This window comes from Methanothermobacter defluvii (assembly GCF_003385755.1).
Classification (GTDB): Archaea; Methanobacteriota; Methanobacteria; order Methanobacteriales; family Methanothermobacteraceae; genus Methanothermobacter; species Methanothermobacter thermautotrophicus.
This window is the reverse complement of the sequence record NZ_QREL01000001.1, coordinates 97,501-122,887: the sequence shown is the minus strand read 5'-3', so window position 1 is coordinate 122,887 and position 25,387 is coordinate 97,501. Positions and strand designations below refer to the sequence as shown.

32 protein-coding genes (1 of these 32 cut by a window edge) are annotated in these 25,387 nt (G+C 50.2%); 8 read left to right on the top strand and 24 right to left on the bottom strand.

Going from position 1 to position 25,387, the window contains the following annotated elements; all coding sequences use genetic code 11:
* Positions 1 to 17: 17 nt before the first annotated feature.
* The 3 genes from C7452_RS00740 to C7452_RS00730 all read left to right on the top strand — a co-directional run bounded on the left by C7452_RS00740 (position 18) and on the right by C7452_RS00730 (position 2,562).
* On the top strand, positions 18 to 1,289 hold the full coding sequence (locus C7452_RS00740) for a homoserine dehydrogenase (protein ID WP_048175785.1): 1,272 nt from the start codon (positions 18 to 20) through the stop codon (positions 1,287 to 1,289).
* Between the two features lie 66 nt (positions 1,290 to 1,355).
* Entirely contained in the window at positions 1,356 to 2,123 is a 768-nt protein-coding gene (locus C7452_RS00735; RefSeq protein WP_048175786.1) for a CRISPR-associated protein Cas4, read from the top strand.
* Positions 2,124 to 2,292: 169 nt separating this feature from the next.
* Positions 2,293 to 2,562: a hypothetical protein gene (locus C7452_RS00730; RefSeq protein ID WP_048175787.1), complete on the top strand. Its 270-nt coding sequence runs from the start codon at positions 2,293 to 2,295 to the stop codon at positions 2,560 to 2,562.
* Between the two features lie 9 nt (positions 2,563 to 2,571).
* Here C7452_RS00730 and C7452_RS00725 read toward each other — a convergent pair whose 3' ends face one another.
* The 19 genes from C7452_RS00725 to C7452_RS00635 all read right to left on the bottom strand — a co-directional run bounded on the left by C7452_RS00725 (position 2,572) and on the right by C7452_RS00635 (position 13,896).
* Positions 2,572 to 3,228 carry a DUF5612 domain-containing protein gene (locus tag C7452_RS00725; RefSeq protein WP_048175788.1) on the bottom strand — a complete coding sequence of 219 codons (657 nt, stop codon included), beginning with the start codon at positions 3,226 to 3,228 and terminating at the stop codon, positions 2,572 to 2,574.
* A 13-nt stretch (positions 3,229 to 3,241) separates the two neighbouring features.
* Positions 3,242 to 3,493, bottom strand: a complete 252-nt coding sequence (locus tag C7452_RS00720; protein WP_048175789.1) for an energy-converting hydrogenase B subunit P — start codon at positions 3,491 to 3,493, stop codon at positions 3,242 to 3,244.
* 10 nt (positions 3,494 to 3,503) lie between these two features.
* Positions 3,504 to 4,493 (bottom strand): respiratory chain complex I subunit 1 family protein, encoded by a 990-nt coding sequence (locus C7452_RS00715; protein ID WP_048175790.1) that lies wholly within the window; start codon positions 4,491 to 4,493, stop codon positions 3,504 to 3,506.
* 4 nt (positions 4,494 to 4,497) lie between these two features.
* Positions 4,498 to 5,634, bottom strand: a complete 1,137-nt coding sequence (locus C7452_RS00710) for a hydrogenase large subunit (protein ID WP_115891937.1) — start codon at positions 5,632 to 5,634, stop codon at positions 4,498 to 4,500.
* Positions 5,635 to 5,653: 19 nt separating this feature from the next.
* Positions 5,654 to 6,100: an NADH-quinone oxidoreductase subunit B family protein gene (locus C7452_RS00705; RefSeq protein ID WP_048175792.1), complete on the bottom strand. Its 447-nt coding sequence runs from the start codon at positions 6,098 to 6,100 to the stop codon at positions 5,654 to 5,656.
* Positions 6,101 to 6,106: 6 nt separating this feature from the next.
* Positions 6,107 to 6,616, bottom strand: a complete 510-nt coding sequence (locus C7452_RS00700; RefSeq protein WP_048176645.1) for a 4Fe-4S dicluster domain-containing protein — start codon at positions 6,614 to 6,616, stop codon at positions 6,107 to 6,109.
* A gap of 15 nt (positions 6,617 to 6,631) precedes the next feature.
* Positions 6,632 to 7,972 carry a 4Fe-4S binding protein gene (locus C7452_RS00695; RefSeq protein WP_048175793.1) on the bottom strand — a complete coding sequence of 447 codons (1,341 nt, stop codon included), beginning with the start codon at positions 7,970 to 7,972 and terminating at the stop codon, positions 6,632 to 6,634.
* An 18-nt stretch (positions 7,973 to 7,990) separates the two neighbouring features.
* Positions 7,991 to 8,221 carry a hypothetical protein gene (locus C7452_RS00690; RefSeq protein WP_048175794.1) on the bottom strand — a complete coding sequence of 77 codons (231 nt, stop codon included), beginning with the start codon at positions 8,219 to 8,221 and terminating at the stop codon, positions 7,991 to 7,993.
* A gap of 14 nt (positions 8,222 to 8,235) precedes the next feature.
* A complete protein-coding gene (locus C7452_RS00685) occupies positions 8,236 to 8,697 on the bottom strand; it encodes an MnhB domain-containing protein (protein WP_048175795.1) in 462 nt (153 codons plus the stop codon).
* The gene (locus tag C7452_RS00680) at positions 8,694 to 8,993 is read right to left on the bottom strand and encodes a hypothetical protein (protein ID WP_048175796.1); all 300 of its coding nucleotides are present in this window, start codon (positions 8,991 to 8,993) and stop codon (positions 8,694 to 8,696) included. Before C7452_RS00680 ends, C7452_RS00685 begins: the two co-directional genes overlap by 4 nt.
* Entirely contained in the window at positions 8,986 to 9,318 is a 333-nt protein-coding gene (locus tag C7452_RS00675) for a hypothetical protein (protein ID WP_048175797.1), read from the bottom strand. The genes C7452_RS00680 and C7452_RS00675 overlap by 8 nt, the downstream gene beginning before the upstream one ends.
* A gap of 11 nt (positions 9,319 to 9,329) precedes the next feature.
* Complete coding sequence (ehbF, locus tag C7452_RS00670; RefSeq protein WP_048175798.1) at positions 9,330 to 10,826, bottom strand: energy conserving hydrogenase EhbF; 1,497 nt, start codon at positions 10,824 to 10,826, stop codon at positions 9,330 to 9,332.
* A gap of 30 nt (positions 10,827 to 10,856) precedes the next feature.
* A complete protein-coding gene (locus C7452_RS00665; protein ID WP_173402647.1) occupies positions 10,857 to 11,216 on the bottom strand; it encodes a cation:proton antiporter subunit C in 360 nt (119 codons plus the stop codon).
* A complete protein-coding gene (locus C7452_RS00660; protein WP_010876872.1) occupies positions 11,216 to 11,452 on the bottom strand; it encodes a DUF4040 domain-containing protein in 237 nt (78 codons plus the stop codon). Before C7452_RS00660 ends, C7452_RS00665 begins: the two co-directional genes overlap by 1 nt.
* Positions 11,453 to 11,716, bottom strand: coding sequence for a monovalent cation/H+ antiporter subunit G (locus C7452_RS00655; RefSeq protein ID WP_048175800.1), 264 nt, complete (start codon positions 11,714 to 11,716; stop codon positions 11,453 to 11,455).
* 4 nt (positions 11,717 to 11,720) lie between these two features.
* Positions 11,721 to 11,978 carry a monovalent cation/H+ antiporter complex subunit F gene (locus tag C7452_RS00650; RefSeq protein WP_048175801.1) on the bottom strand — a complete coding sequence of 86 codons (258 nt, stop codon included), beginning with the start codon at positions 11,976 to 11,978 and terminating at the stop codon, positions 11,721 to 11,723.
* 9 nt (positions 11,979 to 11,987) lie between these two features.
* Complete coding sequence (locus C7452_RS00645) at positions 11,988 to 12,299, bottom strand: monovalent cation/H+ antiporter subunit E (RefSeq protein WP_048175802.1); 312 nt, start codon at positions 12,297 to 12,299, stop codon at positions 11,988 to 11,990.
* Between the two features lie 100 nt (positions 12,300 to 12,399).
* Positions 12,400 to 13,065, bottom strand: a complete 666-nt coding sequence (locus C7452_RS00640) for a metal-dependent hydrolase (RefSeq protein WP_048175803.1) — start codon at positions 13,063 to 13,065, stop codon at positions 12,400 to 12,402.
* A 78-nt stretch (positions 13,066 to 13,143) separates the two neighbouring features.
* On the bottom strand, positions 13,144 to 13,896 hold the full coding sequence (locus C7452_RS00635; RefSeq protein ID WP_052457373.1) for a succinylglutamate desuccinylase/aspartoacylase domain-containing protein: 753 nt from the start codon (positions 13,894 to 13,896) through the stop codon (positions 13,144 to 13,146).
* 160 nt (positions 13,897 to 14,056) lie between these two features.
* On the opposite strand from C7452_RS00635, the gene C7452_RS00630 reads away from it, so the two are divergent.
* Together C7452_RS00630 and C7452_RS00625 are read left to right on the top strand one after the other, a co-directional pair.
* Positions 14,057 to 15,241 carry an argininosuccinate synthase gene (locus C7452_RS00630; RefSeq protein WP_115891936.1) on the top strand — a complete coding sequence of 395 codons (1,185 nt, stop codon included), beginning with the start codon at positions 14,057 to 14,059 and terminating at the stop codon, positions 15,239 to 15,241.
* The gene (locus C7452_RS00625; RefSeq protein WP_048175805.1) at positions 15,241 to 15,510 is read left to right on the top strand and encodes a pro-sigmaK processing inhibitor BofA family protein; all 270 of its coding nucleotides are present in this window, start codon (positions 15,241 to 15,243) and stop codon (positions 15,508 to 15,510) included. The genes C7452_RS00630 and C7452_RS00625 overlap by 1 nt, the downstream gene beginning before the upstream one ends.
* A gap of 59 nt (positions 15,511 to 15,569) precedes the next feature.
* On the opposite strand, the gene C7452_RS00620 is transcribed toward C7452_RS00625, so the two are convergent.
* Entirely contained in the window at positions 15,570 to 17,072 is a 1,503-nt protein-coding gene (locus C7452_RS00620) for a bifunctional ADP-dependent NAD(P)H-hydrate dehydratase/NAD(P)H-hydrate epimerase (protein ID WP_048175806.1), read from the bottom strand.
* A 271-nt stretch (positions 17,073 to 17,343) separates the two neighbouring features.
* Between C7452_RS00620 and C7452_RS00615 the strand changes: the two genes are divergently transcribed.
* Positions 17,344 to 19,272, top strand: a complete 1,929-nt coding sequence (locus tag C7452_RS00615) for a 3H domain-containing protein (protein ID WP_170130267.1) — start codon at positions 17,344 to 17,346, stop codon at positions 19,270 to 19,272.
* 61 nt (positions 19,273 to 19,333) lie between these two features.
* Here C7452_RS00615 and fhcD read toward each other — a convergent pair whose 3' ends face one another.
* From fhcD to C7452_RS00595, 4 genes are all read right to left on the bottom strand, one after another.
* Positions 19,334 to 20,227 (bottom strand): formylmethanofuran--tetrahydromethanopterin N-formyltransferase, encoded by an 894-nt coding sequence (gene fhcD / locus C7452_RS00610; RefSeq protein ID WP_048175808.1) that lies wholly within the window; start codon positions 20,225 to 20,227, stop codon positions 19,334 to 19,336.
* Positions 20,228 to 20,522: 295 nt separating this feature from the next.
* Positions 20,523 to 21,587 carry a sensor histidine kinase gene (locus C7452_RS00605; RefSeq protein WP_048175809.1) on the bottom strand — a complete coding sequence of 355 codons (1,065 nt, stop codon included), beginning with the start codon at positions 21,585 to 21,587 and terminating at the stop codon, positions 20,523 to 20,525.
* A gap of 91 nt (positions 21,588 to 21,678) precedes the next feature.
* Positions 21,679 to 22,695 carry a UPF0104 family protein gene (locus tag C7452_RS00600; RefSeq protein WP_048175810.1) on the bottom strand — a complete coding sequence of 339 codons (1,017 nt, stop codon included), beginning with the start codon at positions 22,693 to 22,695 and terminating at the stop codon, positions 21,679 to 21,681.
* Positions 22,696 to 22,766: 71 nt separating this feature from the next.
* Positions 22,767 to 23,258 carry a metallophosphoesterase gene (locus C7452_RS00595; RefSeq protein ID WP_084126250.1) on the bottom strand — a complete coding sequence of 164 codons (492 nt, stop codon included), beginning with the start codon at positions 23,256 to 23,258 and terminating at the stop codon, positions 22,767 to 22,769.
* 165 nt (positions 23,259 to 23,423) lie between these two features.
* On the opposite strand from C7452_RS00595, the gene C7452_RS00590 reads away from it, so the two are divergent.
* Both C7452_RS00590 and C7452_RS00585 read left to right on the top strand, forming a co-directional pair.
* Positions 23,424 to 23,645: a TRAM domain-containing protein gene (locus C7452_RS00590; protein ID WP_010876887.1), complete on the top strand. Its 222-nt coding sequence runs from the start codon at positions 23,424 to 23,426 to the stop codon at positions 23,643 to 23,645.
* A 328-nt stretch (positions 23,646 to 23,973) separates the two neighbouring features.
* A protein-coding gene (locus C7452_RS00585; protein WP_048175812.1) for a TrkH family potassium uptake protein crosses the window boundary here: on the top strand, positions 23,974 to 25,387 show its 5' portion. The gene runs 17 nt beyond the window's last position; the window shows 1,414 of its 1,431 coding nt (coding positions 1–1,414); its start codon is at positions 23,974 to 23,976; the stop codon falls past the right edge of the window.

Genomic DNA, 25,387 nt, shown 5'->3' with positions numbered 1-25,387 from the left:
TATGTGGAGGTTTTTGTGTGAACATTGGACTCATAGGATTTGGAACAATAGGGGCAGGTGTGGTGGAAATATTCAACACCAACCCTGATATCATAATGAAAAAGACAGGGATGGACCTCAGGCTCAGAAGGGTGGTTGACCTTGACATTGAAACCGACCGTGGCGTTGAAATAGATCCGGGGATCCTGTCAACCGACGCAGATGACATTCTCGAGGATCCTGAAATAGACATCGTCATAGAACTCATAGGTGGCTATGAACCGGCGCGTAGCTTCATCCTGAAGGCCATAGAAAATGGTAAGCACGTTGTAACAGCCAACAAGGCCCTCCTTGCAAGGCACTGGGATGAAATAATGGATGCTGCCAGCAAGCATGGCGTGAGGGTTGCATTTGAGGCCAGTGTTGGTGGTGGTATACCCGTCCTCAGGGCCCTCAACGAGTCCCTCGCAGCCAACAGAATAGAATCCATATATGGAATAATAAACGGTACCGCCAATTACATACTGACCAGGATGGCCTCAGAGGGCATGGAATTTGATGATGTCCTGCGGGAGGCCCAGAGGCTCGGATATGCTGAAAGGGATCCCACCTTCGACATAGAGGGCCATGACACCGCACAGAAGCTAATAATACTCACACTGCTTGGTTTTGGTGTCCATGTACCAGAGAATGAACTCCATGTTGAGGGTATAAGCAGTATAAGGAGGGATGACATTGAATATGCCACTGCAGAGCTTGGATGCAGTGTGAAGCTCCTTGCAACAGCCAGGCTCAATGATGGTGAACTGGAGCTGGGTGTTACACCAACCCTGGTACCACATCATCACCTCCTCTCCTCTGTGAACGGTGTATTCAACGGGATATACATAACCGGGGACTTCACAGGGCCAGTCATGTTCTATGGAAAGGGTGCAGGGAGGAGGGCCACTGCAAGCGCAGTTGTCGCAGACTGCATGGATATTGCAGTTAACCCTGAGGGATCAATGCCCACAGGTCCAGGCGTCAGGGTTGTTGAGTCAGTGAGGGACTTCTCCAGGACATCCTCAAGGTACTACATAAGGCTTGATGCCGTAGACAGGGCAGGGGTGCTCCATGAAATAGCCGGAGCCTTCAGCAGGCACGGTATAAGTATAGAATCTGTGACCCAGAAGGGCACCCATGAGGGTGAAACTGTGCCGATCCACATCGTAACCCATGAGGCAAGTGAGGGGGCTATCCAGGGGGCCCTCTCTGAGATATCAGAGATCAGGTGGGTGAGGGGTGAACCCCTGCGCCTCCGGATACTCTGAACCAATAATTTTTTAAATGTTAGTAATAATTTAATATTAATTAATATTATAAGGTGTGGTGATCAGATGTCGGTTGCTGTGTCCATGATATCTGAATTCATGTTCTGCCCCCTCAAACTGTACCTCCGGGAGGTTCTCGGGGTGAGGGAACCCATGAGACCCGAGGCAGTACACCTCAGGAAGGCCTACCTTGACTTCAGGGCAGCGGCAGAGAGCATCACCCGGAAACTGGAAGATGATGTTGGGGTGGATGAACTGGAATCAATGCTGATGGAGGACCTTGAGAGAATTCTGGGGGACCTTAATGAGGGTGAAAGGGATCTGATAGCTGAACCCCTGGTATTTGAGGTGAGGACCATGGCACTGCGTATAGGGAGGGCCATGAACATCCTGGGGGGCCAGTGCGACAGGGTGGCCTCCCTCCTCTTCCCACCCCTCATCAGGGACTACCCCATATATGATCCGTCCATCGAACTGCATGGCCGTGTCAGCATGGAGATAAGTGGTGGTTCATATCACCCCCTCAAGTTCAGGACATCCCTGCCACCTGCAAGTGGGGTATGGCCCTCTGACAGCCTTGAAATAACGGCCCAGGCAATTCTGGTTGAGAGGGAATTTGAAACAGAGGTCATGGTATCCTTCATAGACTATATCCTGCCTGCAGAGCGGCGGCCGGTGGTGATAGATTACCGCAGGAGGGAGTACCTCTTCGATGTGCTTGATGAGATAAGGAGGATAACCGAGGATGGTGAGGTTCCCTCAGTGGATCTGAACCCATCAAGATGTGCCGGTTGCAGCCTTGCAGAGGTCTGCTCCAGGGAGGGTCTGTACTGACCCAGGTTACCTGGCGGATGAAGGTCACCCGGGATCAGAATACATGATTTTCATCAGAGGATGTGGGGCCTGCAAAGATTACCATACTCTGAACCAGATCCGGTGATTTTTTTGAGATAATTTCCCAGAGTTTAAATAATTGTTTCAATATAATACCTATGGTGATGCTATGAAGGAGGAACTTCTTAAAAAGTGTGAAAATCTGGACAGTCCGGATATAATGAGCAGCTGCCGTGTTCTCCTGGAACTTGCTGAGAAGAAGAAGGATGAGATACCTGAGGAGGACCAGAGCTACCTTGAAATGGCAGAGAACCTGAAACCATCAGACGTCTCAAAGGTCCTGGAACTTGCCCTCAAAATAAGGGAAAGCGGTGACATAAAGGACACCGAACTCAAAAACGCTGCAAGCAAGCTCATAAGGGCAATTGAGATGAGCTGAATCTTTTTTCTAAAATTTTTTACCCCTTACCTTTTCTATACTGAAAACAGCGGTATCAGCCACCGCCATGACACTCATAACCCCTGCCTGTATGGGGTCTGTTACAACGAGGTCAGCCACATCGGTGACGCTCCCCGGCATGTTGAGGCTGATAACCGTAATATCATGTTCCCTCTTAACCACCTCAACGGCCCTTGTGATTTCACCGCCCATGAGGGACCCTGCAAGTACGAGGGCCGCCACCCTCGGTAGTCTCCCCACAGCCCTCACTGCCTCTGCAAGCTCCTCCTCTCCAACCAGGGGTATGGTGTCGATGCTTATACGTTCACCCCTGATGTTGTGCCTGTCGGCCTCACTGATGGCCCCCATTGCAACCTGGGAGACCTGGGCTCCCCCACCGATTATGATTATCCTCTTACCATAGATCTCCTCCAGTGACCTGTGTACCTTCACATCCAGTACCGTGCTGGAGGATTTCAGCTCATCAATGAGGGACTCCCGGTCATCTATATCCTCAAGTTCCATGTATATTGCGCCATGCCCATCCCTTTCAACGTAGAGGTGGGCGTAGGTGATGTTTATATTCCTTGAGGCTATCATGCCGGTTATCTCACTGAGAACACCTGGCCTCTCCACGGTCTTTATGCTCAGAGCCACTGAACTCATTAAAATCACTGGATCAATCTGATGCCTCAAGGAGGGCCTTCTCCCTCCTCCAGAGGCTCAGGTAGTTATCATCATCCCCCACAGGCACTATTTTAAGTCCAAGTTTCCGGTGCTCCTCTATCCATCCCTCATCAAATACAGGGACCTCTATCTTTATGTGCTCATCGGTGGGGTTTACAACTATCAGGTTACGGTAGGGGAACTCAAGTTCAACTATGTACCCCCCGAGGCTTATCATGTGCCTTGGTCTTATCACTATCTTCATACTATCACCTTCAAACAAATGCTGTGACCAGTGCCAGGACCCCGAGCACCGAAGCCGCCGCCGTTACAGGGTAGAACTGCTTGAATGTGAATACCGGTGCAAAGGCGCTGAATATGGCCATGAGGACCGGGAAAACCGCCGCAACTGCAATGTTAACCAGTATGCCCCAGCTGAGTATGTTCGGTGGCACTCCCAGGAAGAGGACTGAGAAGAGACACCCCAGTGTGAACATGAGGAACCCCCTGGTTATGTAGACAAATGCCCGGTAGCGTGCGGCATACTCCATGTATGGCCCCTCTATCACATCAGCCTTTGTCTTGAGGATTGCGAAGGGGTACTCGTTGAGGAGTATCATGTATCCTATGAAGAAGACAACGGCCCCCACCACACCGGCCAGGGTAAATAGGACGGGTCCATGGATCGCCTGATATGCCACTATGTCCTTCAGGAAGATGCTACCTGACATCACAGCCGGCACAAAGATTGCAAGGTAAATTGGGAAGGAGCCGAAGGCTATCAAACGGAATGCCCTCATTGAGCTCAGATCCTCGAGGAAATACCTCTGAAGATCCGGGTGCTTCGCCCCCCTTGCAAGGTCAGGGAAGGGCATCCCCATGGACATGACAGACCTTGAGAGGGAACCCATGAATACATATATGACCTCCTCTATCTTAAGGAACCCGACGATGGCGACAAGGCTTGCCAGGGCCCCCAGAGTGTACATGGGTGGTATGAGGAAGAGCAGTATTAGGAGGGCTGATATGAAGCCTACTATCGGGAGTGAATTGTAGAGCCTTGGCAGGGGTGAGCATGGCTTAACCGTCTTTTTATAGAAGAACTTCAGGGCCGCCATAAGCCCCGGGCTTGAGACAGGTGGTCCTATCCTCTGCTGTATCCTTGCATGCACAAATTTTCTTTCAATACCAGGGAGCCAGAGGCTCACAAGCAATCCCAGGATTACTGTTCCCAAAACCGTTACAACTGCGTATGATGGATCCATTAAATCACCTGCGAGGATTATCAGACAGATCTACAATTTCTATGGCCCTGTCTGTGCATGTGAAACAGGGGTCGCACTGCACTATGCCCAGCTGGGCGTCCGTGATGTGGTGGCCTATGCATGCATACTGCATTGCCCCTATGTTTGACATGGAGGGCGTCCTTATCACCGAGCCCCTGACCCTTCCATCCTCTATGGCATATGAGTGGTAGAGTCTGCCACGCGGTGCCTCCACATAGCTCCTGACAATGCCTGTGTCCTGCATCTCCCAGCTCCTGTCAACAACCCTGCCCCCGGGTAAATCCCTGAGGGCCTGTCTTATGATCTTCACCGATTCAAATATCTCAAGGACACGCATGAGGAGGTTTGCCCTCACATCACCACCATCCTGTGTTATCACATCAAATTCAAAGGGGTCGTAGCATGGCATTTCACGCCTGATGTCAAGGTCCACGCCGGTTGCCCTCAGGGTTGGTCCTGTGACGTGTAACCTCAGCGCATCCTTTCTGCTTATGGGGCAGACCCCTGTTATACGGGACATTATCATGGGATCGGAGGTGAACCTCTCTGCGAAGGCCTCCACCTTCTCCTCGATGAGGTCAATACCCTCCCTTATCCTCTGTATCTTCATCTCATCAAGGTCAGCCCGGGGCCTTATTCCACCTATTATGGGGACGCCGTACTGTACCCTGTTACCCCCTATGAGTCTTAGAAGTTCCATGACAGTCTCCCTTATGTAGAAGAGCCTCATGGAGAATGTCTCATGTCCCAGAACCTCATTTCCATGTGCAAGGTAAAGTAGGTGGCTGTGGATCCTTTCAAGTTCACCCACGATGATCCTAATGTAGGATGCCCTCTCAGGTATCTCAACCCCGAGGCCCTTCTCTGCAACCAGTACCGAGTTCCAGAGGTGGACGCCTGAACAGATACCGCAGACCTTCTCGGTGAGACTGTTGGCCTTCTCAACCGGGAGGCCCTCCATTATCCTCTCGATTCCCCTGTGGTTCACGCCAACCGTTATCTCGGCGTCCCGTACTATCTCATCCTCCACGAAGAGCCTTACACGGTATGGTTCTATGGCTGCTGAATGCACGGTCCCCATTGCTATTTCTGTCTCTATTATCTCCTGTTTTCCATCCATTGTAAGCACCTGAATCTGTTCAATCCGCCTCCAGCAGTTTTGGAAGTGCCGCAACTGCACCTGCAAGTACGTCCTCTGGCCTCACCGCGCAGCCCGGGACCCTGGCATCAACGGGTATGACCTGGTCCACCGGACCGCAGATCTCCTCAGAGGGTATATCCCCATGTATGTTCTTGTAGACACCACCCATGAGTGCGCATGCACCTGCAGCTATAACCGCCTTTGGTTCGGGTATTGCATTGTATATTGCCTTCAGTGGTTCCTCGTTCTGCTTTGTAACCGGACCCGTTACTATGAGGACATCAGCCTCCCTCGGGTTCCATGTGAGGAATATTTTGTACTGTTCAGCATCATATTTCGGTGAGAAAACTGCGTTCACGATCTCTATATCGCAGCCATTGCATCCCCCTGTGTATACGAGCATTGCATGTACCGCCCTTGCCCTTGAAAATGATTTAAGTCCCATTTTGCATCACCTGATCCTCCTTGCAGCCTCTGCAAGGGTAGTGCTCTTCATAACACTCTTATCAGCCAGGAACTGGGATATGAATCTGAGCTTATCCTCTGATATCTTAACTGGTTTCTGCAGCACCCTCCCGGCGTCGAAGTCAACCTCCCCCACATCGTTGGGGTGTATGGTTCCGGGTTCACCGAAGAGTGCGTAGAGGGGGCAGAAGTCGTGACAGTAGTAACAGTGCACGCATTTTTCACTGTTCAGTACCGGTATCTGTTTCTTCACGAGCCCCTCAATTATCTCAACGGGTTCATCCAGGTCCCTCATCTCAATGGCCCCTGTGGGGCAGGCGTTGGAGCACCCTGCGCATCCTATGCATGAGACCTCAGCGACCTTGGGTTCAGGTTCCACCCGCCCCTCAAGGATCCTCCTTCGCAGTTCCATATCTGTCACACGGTCAGCTGCAAGGAATATCCTCTTAAGGTTGGTGTAGGATCCCTCCAGCATTATCCTTAGAAGATTCTTCACATGATCCACCATCCATTAATCTGATGCAAATTCCCTCTCAAATATCACTGCCCTTGCAGGGCATATGTTGGAGCATGCCCCGCAGTGTATGCATTTATCATCATCAACTACCATCAATCCGCTTTCATCCCTTGATATGGCATCCTCTGGACACACATCCAGACAGAGGCCGCACCTTATGCAGAGCCTCGGGTCTATGAGGGTGAATCCACCCTTTATACTTCTCTTCTTCATGGTTGTTCTCGGTATCGCATCGACAGGGCAGTGTATCCCGCACTTCTCACAGAGTATGCATCTGTCGGTGTCCACCTCTATGGATCCCCTGCGCAGTGTTATGGCATCCACAGGGCATATCTCAGAGCAGATACCGCATGATATGCAGTCCTCTGAGACTGATCCATCCCATCTGACCGTCTGGAAGCTCCTTGCCTCGCTAACATCACAGGCATTAACGCAGCGGCCGCATGAAACACAGTAGCCCCTGAGCTCCCCATCAACCATCCGCAGCGTACCCACAGGGCATGCCTCAATGCAGGGTGTCTCATCACAGTCCCTGCAGAGTGTCGGGTCATATCTTAGTCTGCCATCAACCATCCTGAGGGCGCCCCTCTCACAGGACTCTGCACAGAGGCCGCAGTTGAGGCATGACACTATGCTGCCCTCCCGACTATCCTCTGCCCCTCTTATTTTCACCTTAAAGTCGTCAAGGTATATTGCATTGCTGGGGCATTCCCGCATGCATTTGAGACAGAGGGTGCATTTTTCAGGGTCGATTTTGAGGTCCTCTATTGCACCGACCGGACAGACATCCTCACAGACACGGCACTCCGTGCATACGCCCTCCCCGGTATCAACAATAATGGCGCCTGTGGGGCAGTAGTACTGGCACCTCCTGCAGAGGGTGCATCTTTCGGTGTCGGTGACCACGTTGACCCTGGTGGCCTCATGACTCCTTGGAGTCCTCTTAACCGGTGGTTTAACTGCAAGGTTCAGTGATTCAAGGAATCGAAGCTGTCTGTCCTCTATGAGGTCAAAGGCGTCCACCCTTGCACCGAGGGGACATGCGTCCACGCAGAGACCGCACCTTGCGCATATGCCCTTAACAACACCATCCTCTATCTTTATACTGTTAACAGGGCAGGTCATCTCACATACACCGCAGGCATTGCACTTGGCCCTGTCAACAACGTATCCACCGTACCTGTTCCTGCGTATTGCCTTGTTGGGGCAGGCCTCCATGCAGGCGCCGCAGGTTATGCAGCTGAAGGCCCTGCCATCAATCATCCTTATGGCTTCTGTAGGGCATGCCTTAACACATTCCCCGAGTCCCTCACATTTTCCTGTTGATATGAACATGATCATAACCCCATGAGATTATCCGCGTCCAAGTAAGATCCTGCCTGCCATTATACCCACTGCTGCAGCCACAAATCCTGTGGCGACCGGGAGGTCCGTGTAGTAAGGGAATGGACCAAGGTTCCAGGCCACGAGGATGAGGGCCAGGATCAGCACTATGTAGGATGACGGCGGGAACCTGTCATCCCTTATCCTGCTTCCGAGTATGAATCCCAGTATGAATCCAAAGATTATTGGTCCTGTGAACATTTCTCAACTCCCCTCTATTCGGTGACCTCTTCACCCCTGAACTCCATGAAGGTTATAACAATTGCACTGAGACCCACCATGACCTTCAGGCCGACCACGATGTTCAGGTAGGGTATTATACCTGCATCTGTGGGGTCAGGGTAGTTGAAGAACCCGCTGACAGCTTGAGATACTCCGTACAGGTCAACTCCCAGGTTGTAAAGGAAGAAACCTGAGAATAAGAGGCCGCAGAGTCCGAGACCAACGTACCCGAGGGCTCCTATGCTCTCCATTGCAGACATGAATTCATGGGAAAACTGGAAGGGGCTCTTTTCAATTCCATAGACAACTGCACAGAATATGAACCCTGCTGCAACCATGGCACCGCCCTGGAATCCTCCGCCGGGTGTTATGTGCCCTCCCAGTACTGTGAGGATTCCGAGACACATTATGAATATGGCTGCAGGGAATGCGAATATCTTAAGTATGGTACTCATCTCTCCTTCCCTCCCTTATCTGAACTCCCAATCTGAACCTTACCCCTTCCAAAGACCAGAAGGGTTACCAGTACAGCTGTGACGAGTATGAGGGCCTCCCCCAGGGTATCGTAGGCCCTCCAGTCAAACACCACAACGGTGACCATGTTGGGGGCTATCTTTGTCCCGAGGTAGTTGTATATGATGCTTATACCGGGGTTTATCATCCCGCTAAGGTCTATTATGGCGTCGAAGAGTGTCACTCCAAAGAGTCCCAGTGCCACGGTGGCCATGAGGCCCCTCAGTGATTCAGACACCGGCACCACCCCAGTAGAATATGGATACAAGTATCCCCAGTGTCAGGAGTACGTAGAACATCATTGTACTGAAACCATCCCCCTGCTCGGTCCTGAGCCTCGCCGACAGCGGAAAGGATGTCAGCAGAACCGCTGCAAGTAAGAGAACCGCGATGACCATCAGGATGAAGTTCAGCTTCCTGAGCATCACCGCGGCTATGAGGACCGCTGATATAAACGTTATCTCGGCTGTTAGGGCGGCTGAGACTGAGATGTTGCTCTCACCGTCTCCCCTCTCTTCTGTGACCTTCCTTATCCTGTTGATTATCTCATCATAGAAGTTCATTCCATCCCCTCTCATATTATAAGACCCTGTATGAGTGCCGTGAACTGTGAGGTTGCAAGCCATGGTGCGATTCCTAGGACGGTGCAGATTATGATGAGCACCACCATTGAGAAGACCGTTGACCTGGGCACGGACCTGGATTCAAGTTCCATCCCCCTAGGCTCCGGTTTGAGGTAAACCGAATAGAATGCCCTCATGAATGTCATGAAGGTTACTATGCTGAGGAGTATCATGAGGATGCCGAGCTCAGGGAACCCTGCCTGGATCGCTGCCTGGATCAGACGGAGTTTGCTCTGGAATACGTTGAATGGGGGCACACCTGCCATTATGAACCCTGACAGCATCACAAGGCCCGCGAGTCCTGGCTTATATGCCAGTAGGCCCCCCATGCCCTCCGGGTCTGTTTTACCCGTCATGTAGAATATGGTTCCAAAGCCCAGGAATATGCATGCTGTTATCAGGGCCTCGTTTACTGCCTGGAATAGTCCGGCTGATATGCTGGCGGCTGTTCCGAGTCCAAGACCTATCCCTATGTATCCCAGTTCCCCCACTGCAAGGAAACCTATCATCCTCCTCAGATCGGTCTGCATGAGTGCCATGCTTATACCGAGGACCATCCCCGCCAGGGAGAAGAACACCATGACCCACCTGACGAGGGGGACATGGTAGAACATTCTGAGTATCACAATGGCCAGGGCCGTGAATGTGAAGACAGAGAAGGCCTGGAGGAGTGCGGATCCGTGGGGGAGGGCCTTGCTGTAGATGGCAGATTTTATTGTGTGGAACGGTGGCAATCCTGTCCCATAAAGCCATCCGAAGATGAGCAGTGCTGATGCCAGGAGGAACAGCGGGCTTCCCGGGTTAACGAGACCGCTCCTCATGGAATATACGATGTCAGATATGTTCACGTTACCTGTCAGAGCCAGGAGGATGGCCACACCCAGCAGCAGCATGGGGGCCGCAACACCCCCTATCATCATGTACTTGAGGGCGGTTTCATAGTTACGCTCCACCCCCGAACACAGGACCACACCCACCTGTGCCAGGGCCGCTATCTCAAAGAAGACATAAAGGTTGAATATGTCGTCCGTGAGGACTATTGCTGTGACAGCGGCGGTCCCCATGAACATCAGGAATGCATAGACCCCGGATGGCCTTCTGACCTCATTGAGTGAGGTTAGAACCGCCAGGAATGTTACCACTGAGAGTATCAGGAGAAATATCCTCTGGGCGCTTCCAAACACATAGGTTATCGCCGGGTGGAATGAGTACAGATAGGACGATTTTATGGAACCCGGCAGACCCGCTGCAATTGTTGAATTTTCAGATAGAGGCGCGTATCCTCCAAAGTAATGGACACCGTAACCTGCAAGTAGGGGTATTATGGGAAGAAGGACCGCCACTGCAACTGCCAGTGCCCGTACAGTCCTGTCCCTTCCATGCAGGAGGTTCAGGAGAAGTGCGCATAGAATCGGTAAAACCACCATGACCGGTATGAGTGGATTCATAGTTCCTCACCTGTTAGATTCCTCATTTTATCACTCTTCAAGCACCTTCGATGCGCTGATGGTGCCGTGTTTATGGTACAGTATTATTATTATGCCGAGCATGACAGCCAGGGTGCTGGCCCCTATGACTATGCTGGTGAGCACCAGTGCAAAGGGGAGGGGGTAGGCTGCGTTCTGGGCAAACCATGACCCTGACATTCCTGGCAGGTAGATGTAGACTATGCCCCCCGGTTTATATCCGAGGGTCACAAGGAAGAGGTTAACACCGTCGGCTATGAAGGAGAGGGCTATAACCTTCTTTATGAGATTGTCTATGAAGATCACTGCAACGGCGCCTATGACCATGAGGCTTCCTGCCGTCAGAAGTGATGCCAGCTGTAGGGATATCATCATTCTTCCTCCATTCTCATTGTCTTGTAGGCTGCAAGGGCAAAGAATACCGGTATTATCGCTGACCCGACTATTGCCTGTGTCAGGGCGACGTCCGGTGCAAGGAGTAACTGGTAGAGGGCGGCTATTGCTGCCCCCGGGACCCCTGTGAGTATGGCTGCCTTGAGGAGGTCCCTCTGGACAAGGGCCAGTACAGCTCCGAGTATGGCTATGATCATTATCACGTATTCAATCATCTAATCTCCCTCCCCATAGTGGTGGGCGTTGGCTATTGCATGGGACACGAAGGGCACCAGTATGAAGTAGGTGGCTGCGAGAAGTGGCTCGCCAAGTGCAAGGAGGGCGAGTATGCATGCCACGTCGGCTATCCCCAGGATATGGATCCTGGCATACAGGACACGCTCGATGTCATCCCTGAACCTGAGTATCCCCAGGGCTGCGAGTATCACAAGTATGGATGATATGAAGAGAACCGCTGATTTCAGGATTACCAGATACATTCTATCAACCCCTCAGAACCCTTGCAAATGCTATTGTACCAACAGGTCCAAGAAGGACCAGGGCGTAGGCTATGTCACGGCAGAACCCGACACCGTACATCCTGTTTATGAGTATGAGTATGGTTGCAATGGCTATGCTCAGACCTGAGATCCCCACAAGACCCATCCCTATACTTCTGCGTGTTGCTATCCTCACGGCTGCAATGCTGAATACTGCAAGGGATGCGAGAAGCGTGTACTCTGCGATCATCAGTATATCCATGGGAACCACCTATTCAAGCATCCCCTTTATGTAGGGCTCAAAGGGGATTATGTCCTCCCTTTCCCGCGGGTAGATGGCTGCAACCTTCAGGATCCTGTTTTCAGAATCCAGGTCAATGGAAAGGGTTCCCGGTGTGAGTGTTATGCTGTTTGCGAGTATTGTCTGGGACACTGGCCTTGTGAGTTCCGTCTCTATCTCAACTATTACAGGCTTTACATTTCCATTCAGGGTTCTTGCTGCCACGTCAACCGTTGCCTTGAGTATTTCATATATCAGGACCAGGAAGTAGGCGATGCCGTACAGAATCCTCGTGATAAACATTTTATAGCTCCCTTCACTTTGGTATCAATAATTAACATGATTATTTATGATAATATAAAGTTTTCTATATAAATCGTAATAAAAATCTGGGATCCCGTGATTAAACACCTGAAAGAGAATAAACCGCCAGAATCGCCCATAAAACAAGCATCAGGACCCCGAAGCCCCTGCGGAATGTCCTCCCTGATAGTGGCCTCATGAAGCGCACCCCGGAGGGTGTGAAGGAGTCAAGCATATCATGACTTATGAAGCCCAGGAGCAGTGGTCCCATTATCGTGTAAAGGTTCATGACAGGGAAGTCCGTGAGGAAAACCCCCAGGAGTGTCACCAGCACAAAGGGCAGAATCAGCAACCTGTTCAGAATTATGAATCCAAGGACCGTCAGTATAACCACAAGAGAAGCCCTTCCATCAAGACCCAGTGACCTCAGAAGGAAGAACGATGCCAGTACAAAGACCGTCAGACATGCTGAGAGTATAAGCGCCCCGATAAGAGAATGTGTGAATCCCCTGTGCCCTGAAAGGTAAAATATCAGGGCCAGGTCCATCAGGGCTATTCCAGCAAGGTACGGAAGCCCCAGGATGTAGAACACCAGGAATATCACAAGTCCAAGGAGGAATATCGTTGAAACACTCCCAGATTTAACCTCATGGTCCATATCAGGTATCATGGCCCCTATAAGCGCCAGTGCCACCGGGAAAACAGCCGGAAATACTGGGATGGCCATTATAATTGAAATAAGAGCATGTTTCCTGTAAGATGACAATCACAGGACCTCCATACAGTTAATGAACCTCAATCCATCAGAATGCAACATCCCCCGGACCCCACACATCAATTAACCTCAAAGACAGCCAGGCACCCCCTCCACCAGGATTCCCATGTACTCCAGGAATAACTTCATCTGGAGGAGGGACCTCTCATAACTGCCCTCCCTGACAGTTCCATTCTCAGATACAACCTCACATGTGACAGATGGTATGCCTGCAAGGTTGCATTCGTCCTCCAGGGCGCCCATGTAACTGGAGGAAGCCCTCTCATAACACAGGACCCTGGATGAGGTCCTTGAAGTTATGTGGCGGGCTATCTCAACACTCTCTGGTTCAGGTTCCTCTGAGCAGAAAACTCCCTCAACACCGGGTCTGCTCCCGGGTGCAGTTGAATGAAAGTCAGCCAGGGCATCAACCCCGAGTTCAAGTGCTCTCCTGAATATGGCATTTGTAACCGAGCCGGGTGTGCCGGCTGAACGGTTAAGGTCACGGCCCCTGCACCAGCGAATGTTCTTCATGGTGGCCCAGGGGGCGGCGATGGGTATAACATGAACCTTTCCAGAGATATCAGATGATGCGAGGTGCTCCAGAAGGCGCATGGCCGCTAACTGTGGGGGTATCTCGTTTCCATGGACACCGGCCACAACCATGACAGATGGCCTTCCAGAGCCCAGGCTAAGCATTACAGTCCCCTTGAGGGAGTATTCTGCAATGACCCGAGGATACCTATCATGTATATAAGGCTTTAATGAGGGGTTCCTGGTGATATCCCCTCCCGAACCATCATGTATCAGTGAAACCTCAACTGAATCCTCACTTACAAACATCAGGGTCACCTGAATTGCTGGCACACTTCCAGGAAAATCCGTATAACCAGCGGCAGATGGGACATACACTTATAACTTATCCCGTATTAATATCTATAGTGTTGTAATAAAAACATGAGCGTATCAGAATGATTCCATTTATAAGTTGAAGGTGATTGCTGTGGATAAAGTGGTTCTTGCTTTCAGTGGAGGCCTTGACACATCAGTGTGTATCAAACTCCTTGAGGAAAAGTATAACATGGAGGTCATAACTGCCTGTGTGGATGTTGGTCAGCCGCGGAATGAAATTGAAAGACCCGCCATGGTTGCCGAGAAACTCGGAAACTACAAACACTACACAATAGATGCACGGAGGGAGTTCGCAGAGGACTACATATTTCCAGCCATAAAGGCCAATGCGGTTTACGAGGGTTACCCCCTCAGCACTGCCCTTGCAAGGCCTCTGATAGCTAAAAAGATAGTCGAAGTGGCCGAGAAGGAGGGTGCATCTGCAATAGCCCATGGATGCACCGGTAAGGGTAACGACCAGTTCCGTTTCGAGGCTGTTATAAGGTCAACAACGGACCTGGATGTCATCGCCCCAATAAGGGACCTTAACCTCACAAGGACAGAGGAGATGGAATACGCCAGATCCTGTGGGATACCACTCCCCTCAGACAAGCTCTACAGTATAGATGAGAACCTCTGGGGCCGTGCAATAGAGGGAGACATCCTGGAGGACCCAATGGTTGAGCCACCTGAGGATGCCTTTGAATGGACAAGACCCATCCATGAGACCCCGGAGGACCCTGAGACCCTTGAAGTTGAGTTCCGCCACGGTGTTCCGGTTGCATTGAATGGTGAGGAACTGGAGCCCCTTGAAATCATAGGCCTTGCAAATGAGGTGGCAGGAAAACATGGCATTGGTAGGGTCGACATAATGGAGGACCGTATAATAGGTATGAAGAGCCGGGAGGTCTATGAGACACCGGCGGCCTTCCTGCTCCTGGAGGCCCACAGGGGCCTGGAGCAGCTTACACTCACAAGGAGTGAACTCAGGTTTGCCGACATAATAAGCAGCACCTATGCTGAACTGGTGTACAGTGGTCTGTGGCATGACCCCCTCCGTGAGGACCTTGACATGGCAGTAAACCACATGCAGAGGCGTGTCACCGGTACAGTCAGGGTTAAACTACACAGGGGTAGCATGCGTGTCACTGGAAGGAAGTCACCCTACAGCCTATACAGTGAGGAAATAGTATCCTTTGAGGATAAGACCCTTGATCAGAGGGAGATGGCCGGGATGGTCAAAAACTATGCCCTCCAGGCTGCCATATACAGCAGGGTTTGCAGGAAGGAGAGCTGATGGAAGGTCTCTCATTCCTCATACTCATCGTAATCGCCACCTTCATTGTTGCAGGGGGCCTGGCATCCCTGAGGATACTTATGGGTTTAGGTAAGAGGGTCCTCACAGTTGCAGGGAACATGGTGGCAGGCCTCATCCTTCTGCTTGCTGTGAACATACTGCCCTTCATAAACATTCCCCTCAACCCCCTCACGGTTCTTGTGGCGGGTTTCGGGGGGATAACCGGGGTCGGGATTCTCCTCCTGGGCAATATAATTGGGCTGATCTAACCCTGCTAATTATTTTTAAATTTGAGAAGGGAGTGACATCACAGGGACCATAGCAGGCATCAAAAACCATAGAACCCCATATCCATCACAGGGGGGATCATATCAAGCATATCAGATGCTGTGAAGCCATTGCCATACTTCTCCATCGCCAGCTCACCTGCCATCCCATTTATGAACGCTGCCAGTGAAGCGGAATCAAAGGATGAAAGGCCCAGTGAACGCAAACCAGCTGTTAAACCTGCAAGGGCGTCCCCAGTACCCCCAACGGTCATTCCAGGGCACCCTGTTTTGTTGAGACGTGACCTGTCCCCCTGGAATATCATGTCAATTCTCCCCTTGAGGAGGACCGTCCCCATTATCCTGGATGAGATTGACTGGAAGGCAGATACACGTTCCCTGAAGTCATCAAATATCATGGATTTCAGCTTAAAGAAGCTGCGGAACTCGGCCATGTGGGGTGTCACGGTCAGTTCCCTGTATTCACTGACATCAGAGTAATCCATGAGCCTGAGTGCATCCGCATCGAGTATGAGTGGCTTTTCCATTTCATGGAGGTCCTCAATGACCCTCAGGAACGTCCTGGCCGTTGACGTCTCCCTGCCTGCACCACAGCCCATGAGAACTGAATCAGACTTTTCTGCAAGTTCAAGGATTTCATCAAGGGATTCCATTCCAATGTAGCCCCCATCGAGTTCCCGGACTATGATGTCAGGTGAGAGTGACCTGATGGCCCTGGCGGCACTCTCCGGAGCTGCCACCATTACGATATCGGCTCCCGCCCTCAGTGCTGCCTTTGCTGCTATTGCCGGTGCCCCAGAGTACTGTCTGCTTCCCCCTATGATAAGAACCCTTCCATTTTCGCCCTTATGACTTCCAGGACTCCTTGAGGGCATCCTCAGGAGATCACCCGGGCCCATGAATACCTCAGCCGCAGGGGGTATGCCTATGTCCCTCACAACGATCTCCCCTGTGACTGCAGGATCCGCAACATTAAGACCGTCCTTCATCCGGTGAAAGGTCACCGTCAGGTCTGCAGACACAGCGATGTCATCGACTGAGCCGGTTTCAGGGTTCAGACCGCTCGGTATATCCACAGATACCCTGAAGGCATCTGACCTGTTTATGATTTCAATGGCTGACCTCGATGGTTCTCTAAGAGACCCCCGTACACCCGTACCCAGTATGGCGTCAACCACAACATCAGCATCCGGTGGATTGATTTCAGATGAATCCCTGACCACCTCCACCCTGAATCCGCCTGGATGGGGCTGCATTGCCCCAAGGACCTTCCAGTTTACGAGGGCCTCCTCTGAGCCTATCCTTTCAGGGTGACTGAGTAGCTGGACCTCCACGTCAAAGCCCATGTTAAGGAGGTGCCTTGCCGCCACGAATCCGTCTCCTCCGTTTCCTCCTGAACCACAGAATATAGCAACCCTCCCCTCATCCACCGCATTCCCTATCTCCTCTGCCACAGCTCTCCCTGCGTTCTCCATGAGGGATAGTCTTGGAACACCCAGGTATTCCGCGTTAATGTCTGCTGCAGCCATATCAACCGGTTTCATCTGACATCCTCCTGACCAGGGATCAAAGATGGATATCCTCCACCGCACAGGATCAGTCAGGCTTCCTGAGTTTATTGAAGCCTCCTTACCCGGCAGAGAGAACCCCCTCTCCGTGTTCAGGATAGCCTCAAATTTATTGAAGCTTGCTTATCAATACTCCAGTCATTCAGTACACCGGCGCAGATTTTCGTGACCCGTGCGGATGGAATACTCCTAATTTATATTGTTGTCTGCAGATTATTAATATATCAATACCAGAGCGAGGTTTCCCATGCCACCTCAAAGGAATCCAATGGAGAGTATCCAGTACGTTCCCATCTCAATCATATACTACGCCCTCGCAGCCCTGACAGCCCTCATAGTATATGGCATACTGGGTTCAATCTACATAATGGGCCTTGACTTCTACAACGCAGTCTACTTCACCATTATAACCATTGCAACCGTTGGTTACGGGGATATAATCCCTCTTACCATACCCCAGAAGATATTCTCCGTGACACTGGCCCTAGGTGGTGTGGGGCTGATTGCATACGTTTTCAGCTTAACCGTTTCGGTGGTTACAATGACCCTGCAGGATACCATATCAGGCGCCCGGATACGCAGGTTGATGCAGTCAATGAACAACCACTTCATTCTCTGTGGTTTTGGCCGTGTTGGATCTGCTGTTTTTAAGGAGCTCCAGAAAAGGAACCAGAAGAGCATAATAATTGAGAAGGACCGTGAGATAGTTGAAAAGGAACTATGGGATGATCCCAATGTCCTTGCGATACCCGAGAGCGCCGCAGATGAGGAGACCCTCAGGGCGGCCGGGATAAAAAGGGCCAGGGGGGTTATAATAACAACAGGCGACGACGTCGACAACCTCTTCATAACACTCACCTGCAGAGAGCTTAACCCCGACATATGGATCGTGACAAGAGCCAGCAAGAGGGAGAACATCAAAAGGCTGTACCGTGCAGGGGCCAACCGGGTCATCTCACCCGAAATCAGTGGAGGAGAGGACATCTACTTCGCAGCCATGGAACCAACAATGGTGAAGATAACCGTTAAGCATGATGTTGACGACATTGGAAGGGAGGCCAGAATAATACTGAAACATGGCTGCACACTGGAGGACATAGAATACCACCTCCCTGAATTCAAGGAGCCCCTGGTGAGGAAGATTGGTGTATCTGAGGGCGGGGAACTTGAAAGGTTCCTGAAGATCCTTGAGAGGGACCCGGCCAGGAAGAGCTCCCTTAAAAGGATCTATGAATCCGTCAGCGGCATACATTCCCACTGGATATCCGGGCCTGACAGGGAGAGCATAGACGCTGTTATCGATGAACTCAAATCAGAGGGGATACTGCTGGGTGTGAACCTCAATGATGAGGAGATAAAGGATGTTGCAAGGAAACACGGTCGTCTCGTTGAAATAATAATAAAGCCTGAGATGAGCATCGTTGAAAACCACGGGGTCGATGACATCAGGAGAGAGGCTGAGATCATAATAAATCATGGCTGCACCATTGAGGATATAGAGTACTATCTCCCGGGATTCTCAGAACCCCTCAGAAGGAATGTGGGGGTTAGCTCCATGGAAGAAATCGGCAGTTTCATAAAGACCCTCAGGAGTGAACCCCGTAAACTTGAATCCCTTGACAGGCTCTACACCCTTTCAGGTGGTGGGATACACTCCCACAGAATTTCAGGGCCTGACTCAAAGAGCCTTGAGCTGGTGGAAAGGGAACTCAAAAAGGAGGGTTTCCTGATAGGAGTCAACCTCAAGCTCAGTGAAATCAAATCAATAATACAGGAGTCAGGCCGCGTTGTTGAGATGCTGCTGAAGCATGACCTCGGAAACATGGATGACAAGGAAATAATAATCCAGAGGGGTGGCCGTATCCTTGACTCAAAGCACTACCTCCCGGGGGTTAAACAGGTCGTTACAAGGAACCTCAACATAAGGAACATGGATGATCTGAAAAGGTGTATGGAGGAACTGGAAACCCCGGACGCCCGAAGGTCTCTGAAGGCCCTCTACAGCATATCCCGGAACATACACTCCCACACAGTGGCTGCAGCCGACGTCAGGATTATAAGGAAAATTGAAGAGGATCTCAGGAAAAGGGGCATACTGCTCGGTGTTAACCTCACCGAGGACGAGATATGGGAAATAGTTGAAAGTGAGATGATGGAAAAATTCTGCATAGAATAAAAAGGTTAATCCCTGGAGTACCAGGGCAGATGTCCAAAAAATATGGATCTGATTAAAACAATCAGAACAGGTCATGGAGTTTTATCTTGTAGGCCCCGAGGTTGCCGCCGTAGTTTCCTGCACTTATCTTTATTATACCTGGAACCGTGCAGGCAGCCTTTATACCCTCCTTCATGGCCTCCCTTACAGCCTCTTCATCAACACCGTCTATGACTATCTCGTAGACCCCGTTGACGTTTTCAGGTATCTGGGTGTCCTCAACCTCGTCCTTGAGGGTCACACACATCTTCTCATTGGTTGATGCATTGAGGAATTTGTACTTGTTTGAACCGACCTTTGATCCTGAAGCAACCACTCCACCAGGGAAGGGTGTTACAGTACCTTCAACTGCGGCTATGGCATCAACAGCTGCCTGTGCAGCCAGGAGCGCTGATGACTGGCTGTCGCCCATTATGAAGAAGTTTCCGCCGGCCACTCCATCCTTTATTCCGAACTCACTTTCAATCAGGAAGTCCCCTGACATTATTGGGATTGAGTGGATCTTTCTTCCATCAATTTCAAGTTCCTTTTCGTAGCCGTCACCGAAGAATTTGAGTTTGAATCCTATGTTGAGCTTCTCATCCTCATCATCCAGTGCATCGAAGACGGCTGTGGTTGGTGCTGTGAGGATGCCCATCCCTATCCTTTCAAGTAGCTCATGGTCAAGGCTCTTCTTGGATGGGTTGCATATCATTATAATGTACCCTGGTCTTCCGTCAGGTGTCTCCTCAGGTGGAACATAGCAGTCGATGCCAGCCTCTGCGGGGCACCCTATAACTGAGGTACCGTAACCTGTTGCCTCGGTTGCTGCTATTTTGGCAAGTTTTTTTGTTGCTGCGGTTACAAGAACCCTTGAAACCTTTATGCCAAAGGCCTCTGCAAATGTGTCTTCTATTTCAACACCATTTATCTCCATAACTATCACCTAGTTGATTTACTGGGAGAATGTTTAATATATTTTTCTACTTTCAATTCAGCTTAGAAATAACTGTAAAACCATGAATCTGAGGGCCCCTATGGATGATAAGAGAGGTATACACCGGGTGATAGATCATATGGTTATTACAGGTGCCCAGAGAAATTATTTATATACCCATCTCAGACACGAAGACCCCATCAAGCTAATGTCCCTGTAACTAGTGGTCAACGTCCTTTTTAAGGAGATAGAGTGCCTGACCCCATCAAGCTAATGTTCCAGTAACCGGTGATGATCAGGGCTTCAGGACCCTCACCTTGAAGCAGGTGCCCGGGGATAGCGTATAGTCGACCTTTGCCTCTATCTGATTGATGAGGTTTTTAACAAGCTGCAGTCCAAGTGAATCTGCGCCCTCGAAGTCTACGCCCTCAGGGAAGCCCCTTCCATTGTCTCTCACCTCAAGCATGTAATGATCACCCTTATCCATGAAAACTGCCCTTATTCTGCCGTCCTGGTCTTCGGTGAATGCATGCCTGAAGCTGTTGGATAGGAGTTCTGATAGTATCATCCCGAATGGTACTGCAAGGTCCAGGCCCATATCCACATCCTCAAAGTACATCTCAAGCCTTACTCTCCCCGGCTCAGGGGAGTATGTGCTCAGGATACCTGACACAATGCTCCTGGCGTAGGCCCCGAAGTTTATGGTGTCAGAGGATCCCTCATATATCAGTTTCTCATAGGCCTTCCTTATGGACTTCAGACGGTTCTGGGTGTCCCTCAGAAGTTCATAGTCGTCCTCGTCCTTTATGTATGGAAACTGAAGGTTAACTATGCTGGTGATCAGCTGGAGGTTCCTGTCGATCTGCCTGTAAAGACCGTTTATCGTGTTTTTGAGTTCATCTATTCTCTGCTCAAGTTCTCCAACCTCCCTGAGCCTTTCTGATGCGTCCCTTGCAGTTAAAAGCACGAATAACTGGCCGGAAATCTCAAGGGGTCTGAGATTGAGTTCAAGTGGCACCATCCTTCCATCTGAATCAAGGAACTCAAAGAGACCGCTGCACTCACGCGGCTCTTCTGCCATTCTGTCAAGCAGAATCCTCAGCCTTGATTTCTGTATCAGTGGTACTGCCCGGAGGCTTGGAAGATACCTGCCCCTCAATTTATCGGGTTCATATCCGATCATATCCGCGAAGGACTGGCTCAGGTCAAGTATGAAGCCATTTATATCCTGGAGGATCCATGGATCGGAAGATTCCAGTATAAGATTGAGGTAATCTGGTGATGAGCGTATCTCATCCACCAGTTTTTCATACAATTTTTCATCATGAACCTTTTCGGTCAAAAAAACCTTTTCAAGCATTTTTATCCCCCTAACCTTAAGGTCATCTGGGTATAATTTTCATCATCGCACAATAAATCATTTTCCATAATTTCAATTTAACCATATCAGTTCACAGTTTATCCATAAGCTTCTCTGAAACAGATGATCCAAAGTAGGGTATGACCGCCACACCCATGGCCGAGATCATCCAGAAGGATATGAGCCTCTCGACCACCGTTGCAGCTGCACTTACAGATGGTGAGACACCCGCATATGAGTAGAAAACAATCATTATGCCGTCAACAGCGCCAAGACCTCCCGGGAGCAGTGGTATCATCCCTATAAGGGTGGCGAGTATGAAAACCTCGGCGATTACCAGCAGTGATATGTCTGTTCCGAAGGCTGCGAAGATCAGGTAAACCCTTATGATCTCAAGGATCCAGAGGAGGAATGATATGGGTATGCCATAAACCAGGACATTCTTTTCTGCCAGCATCATCCTCATAGTACTCTGGAATTCATGGAGAGCACTCCTTACTCTCCTCTCAAGCCTTTCATGGTTCTTCCTGTAGAACCTCTTTACAATCCCAAGTATCCATCCTGTTATCCTCTCACCAGCATCCCTGTCAACGGACACATACAGGGCAAGGAAGAACGCCGCCACAATGATGACCACAGAGGCTATCAGGGCAGCCAGTATCCACCGGGAGAGATCAAAATATAACACGATGCCTATTATGGTGAGTACTGCCAGGAATATGAAGGGGAATGTGTCAAGGCCCCTGTCAGCTATCACGGTTGCAAAGGCTGACTCCATGGATGCCCTGGAATACTTTCCAAGCATGTAGGCCCTCACAGGTTCCCCTCCTCCCCTTGCACTCGGTGTGAGGTTGTTTATGGCCATGCCCACAAGGAGCATCGGGAAGAGGTGCCTCTTGCCAACATCTATTGAGACCGCCCTTGTTGTTATTGACCAGCGAAGGGTGAAAAGGGCGAGTATGATGAACTCCAGGACCACAGCCATGAGCACATACACTGGGTCCGCCTTTCTGAGGGCCTCCTCAATCTCGCCGGGCCCTATTATCAGTATCATCGCTGCAAGGGCCACAACTCCTATTACTATTAAAATTGATCCTTTATGTTTCATTTAAACCAACATACACCTGATTCCTGAAATTGCTCCTTAAAGCAGCATGGCTCTGAACCGTTTTCTGCCGCTCATAGACTTACAAACTCACATTTCATGGTGTCCGTGTCAAGGAGGGCCAGTGTCCTCTCACCTGAGAGATAACCGCACAGTTCGCCGGGATTTACGGTCACAGTACCTGAATCTGAAAATTTCCTCTTATGTGTGTGCCCTGTCACAACAAGGTCATACCTCCCGGACTCAACCACACATTCAAGGATTTCCGGCTCGTGGCCATGGATAACGGCTATCCTGAGGCCGTCAAATCGAAGAGATTTGAAGTCGGAAAGCTCTGTCAGGTGACTGTAGGCCTTTCTCAGACCATCCCTTTCCCCGTCGTTGTTTCCGAATATCGCCTCGAACTTCATTTCAAGCTTCCCGAATTCTGGGGCTGTGAAGGGGGATATGAGGTCCCCTGCATGTATAACAAGGTCAACAGATTCCCGGTTGAGGTAATCAACCGCCCTCCCTATTGCCTCAAGATTATCATGTGAATCTGCTATCAGTCCGATCAAATAAACCACCCGGTGATAGTAGTTAATGGCTCCACATACATTTATATACTATGATGCTTAAGTTTATGTATGGGATGCATGATGGTCATTTGATTATTCTTACTGATTCTGGTTTGAATTTGGTTTGAATTAATTGCATGATTCTTGTGTGTCCCTACTTAAGGATGTGATGAATTGTTTGGAGATAACTACTATAGAAAGGAAACATACTCCACACCGGTGAATGTGGGTGAGGAGTACGAAGTTAAAATTGAAGACCTTGGCAGAGATGGTGATGGAATAGCCCGTGTCGAAGGTTTTGTTGTTTTTGTACCTGGTGCAGGTGTAGGCGACGAGGTCAAGATAAGGATAAGTGCAACCAGGCGCAAGTTTGCTTTCGCTGAAGTTGTAGAATAGATTTAAGTTATGTACCTGGAGTAGACTCTTCTACTCATCGAAATTTATTTTTTTGGTTCAGGTTCAGCGGTAGGATGCAGGTCCGCTCTTAAGCTATTTTCTTCCATAATAACACCAGCTGCTTTTAAACCCTGATTAGATATTCCCCCATAAACAGCAGCATAGAGACAGCTCAGACAGTATCCGTCAGATACCAATACTGCATTATTCCAGCGGCCGCTCTAAAAATTTATATTGCAATGTCCTGACACTACTCAAATACGATCCACCCATAAACTGCCGCTCTAAAAATTTATATTGCAATGTCCCCATTCATATATTGGTACTTATGAGATACATCGGAAAGCGGGACCTTTTTACAGTGGGCAAGTATCTTGGCACGATAATGCAGGGAGTGGGTTTTGTTGTTGCACTGCCAGTCTTCGTTGCCATCATCTACGGTGAGGGCAACCTGCAGAGTTTCATTATACCTGCATTCATTTCTCTGGGCGCAGGAACCGTTCTGAAGAGGTACATGCCCGAGGAATGTTCAGTGCGCCTCAAGCACGGGATGATGGTTGCATGCCTGGCATGGCTATGGGCAGGGCTCATCGGGAGCCTCATAATGATATCGGCCCTCAACATTGACTTTACAAACGCATTCTTTGAGAACATGTCTGCATGGACAGGAAGCGGGCTCACCATATTCTCCAGTGTAGAATCCCTCCCTAAATCCATACTGTTTTTAAGAAGCCTTGAGCAGTGGATAGGGGGCCTTGGTGTGGTCATAGTTGTTATAGGAATACTCATAAGGCCCGGTACCGCTGCATCGCGTCTCTACAAGTCCGAGGCCAGGGATGAAAGAATAAAGCCCAGCATAGCAAATACAGTTAAGACCATCTGGTGGATCTACATAACCTACACCGTTCTCGGGATCGTCCTCTACGGCCTCACAGGGATGCCCCTCTTTGACGCCATCAACAATACCCTGACAAATCTGTCCACCGGTGGGATGTCAATCAAGAACATGAACATAGGATACTATCACAGCACCGCCGTTTACCTTGTAACCATGCTCCTCATGATACTGGGAGGTACGAGTTTCCTTGTCCACTATCAGCTCATAAAGGGCAGGTTTTTCAGTGTGCTTCATGATATACAGTTACAGGCCACCGTGGTCTTTATAAGCATCTTCACCATCCTTGCAGTCTACGTCGGGGGTGTTGCCCCCCTGGAGTCCATCTACCATGTTATATCGGCACTGAGCTGTACCGGTTCAAGCATAAGTTCAACCCCCCAGATGGCGGCATGGCCGGCATACTTCAAGGTTGTGCTCATAACCTGTATGCTCATAGGAATGGCTGCCGGTTCAACCACGGGGGCCGTCAAGATAATAAGGGTGATAACCGTCCTCAAGGGGGTTTACTGGGAGATCATGCGAATACTCGCCCCTGAGGGATCAGTTATACCGAGGAAGATATCAGGGAAGTCTGTGAGTGACACCGAGATAAGGGAGGCGGGTTCCTATATAAGCCTCTACTTTGTCCTTCTATTTTTCACATGGTCGGTCCTTGTGGTCTACGGTTATGACCCCCTAAATTCACTCTTTGAGGCCGCCTCTGCCCAGGGAAACGTGGGGCTCAGCATGGGTATAACCAGCTTCAATTTACCCGTGGTCCCGAAGATGGCCCTCATCCTGAGCATGTGGCTTGGAAGGCTTGAGATAATCCCTGTAATTGTGCTTATACGGGGCTTTGTGGAGG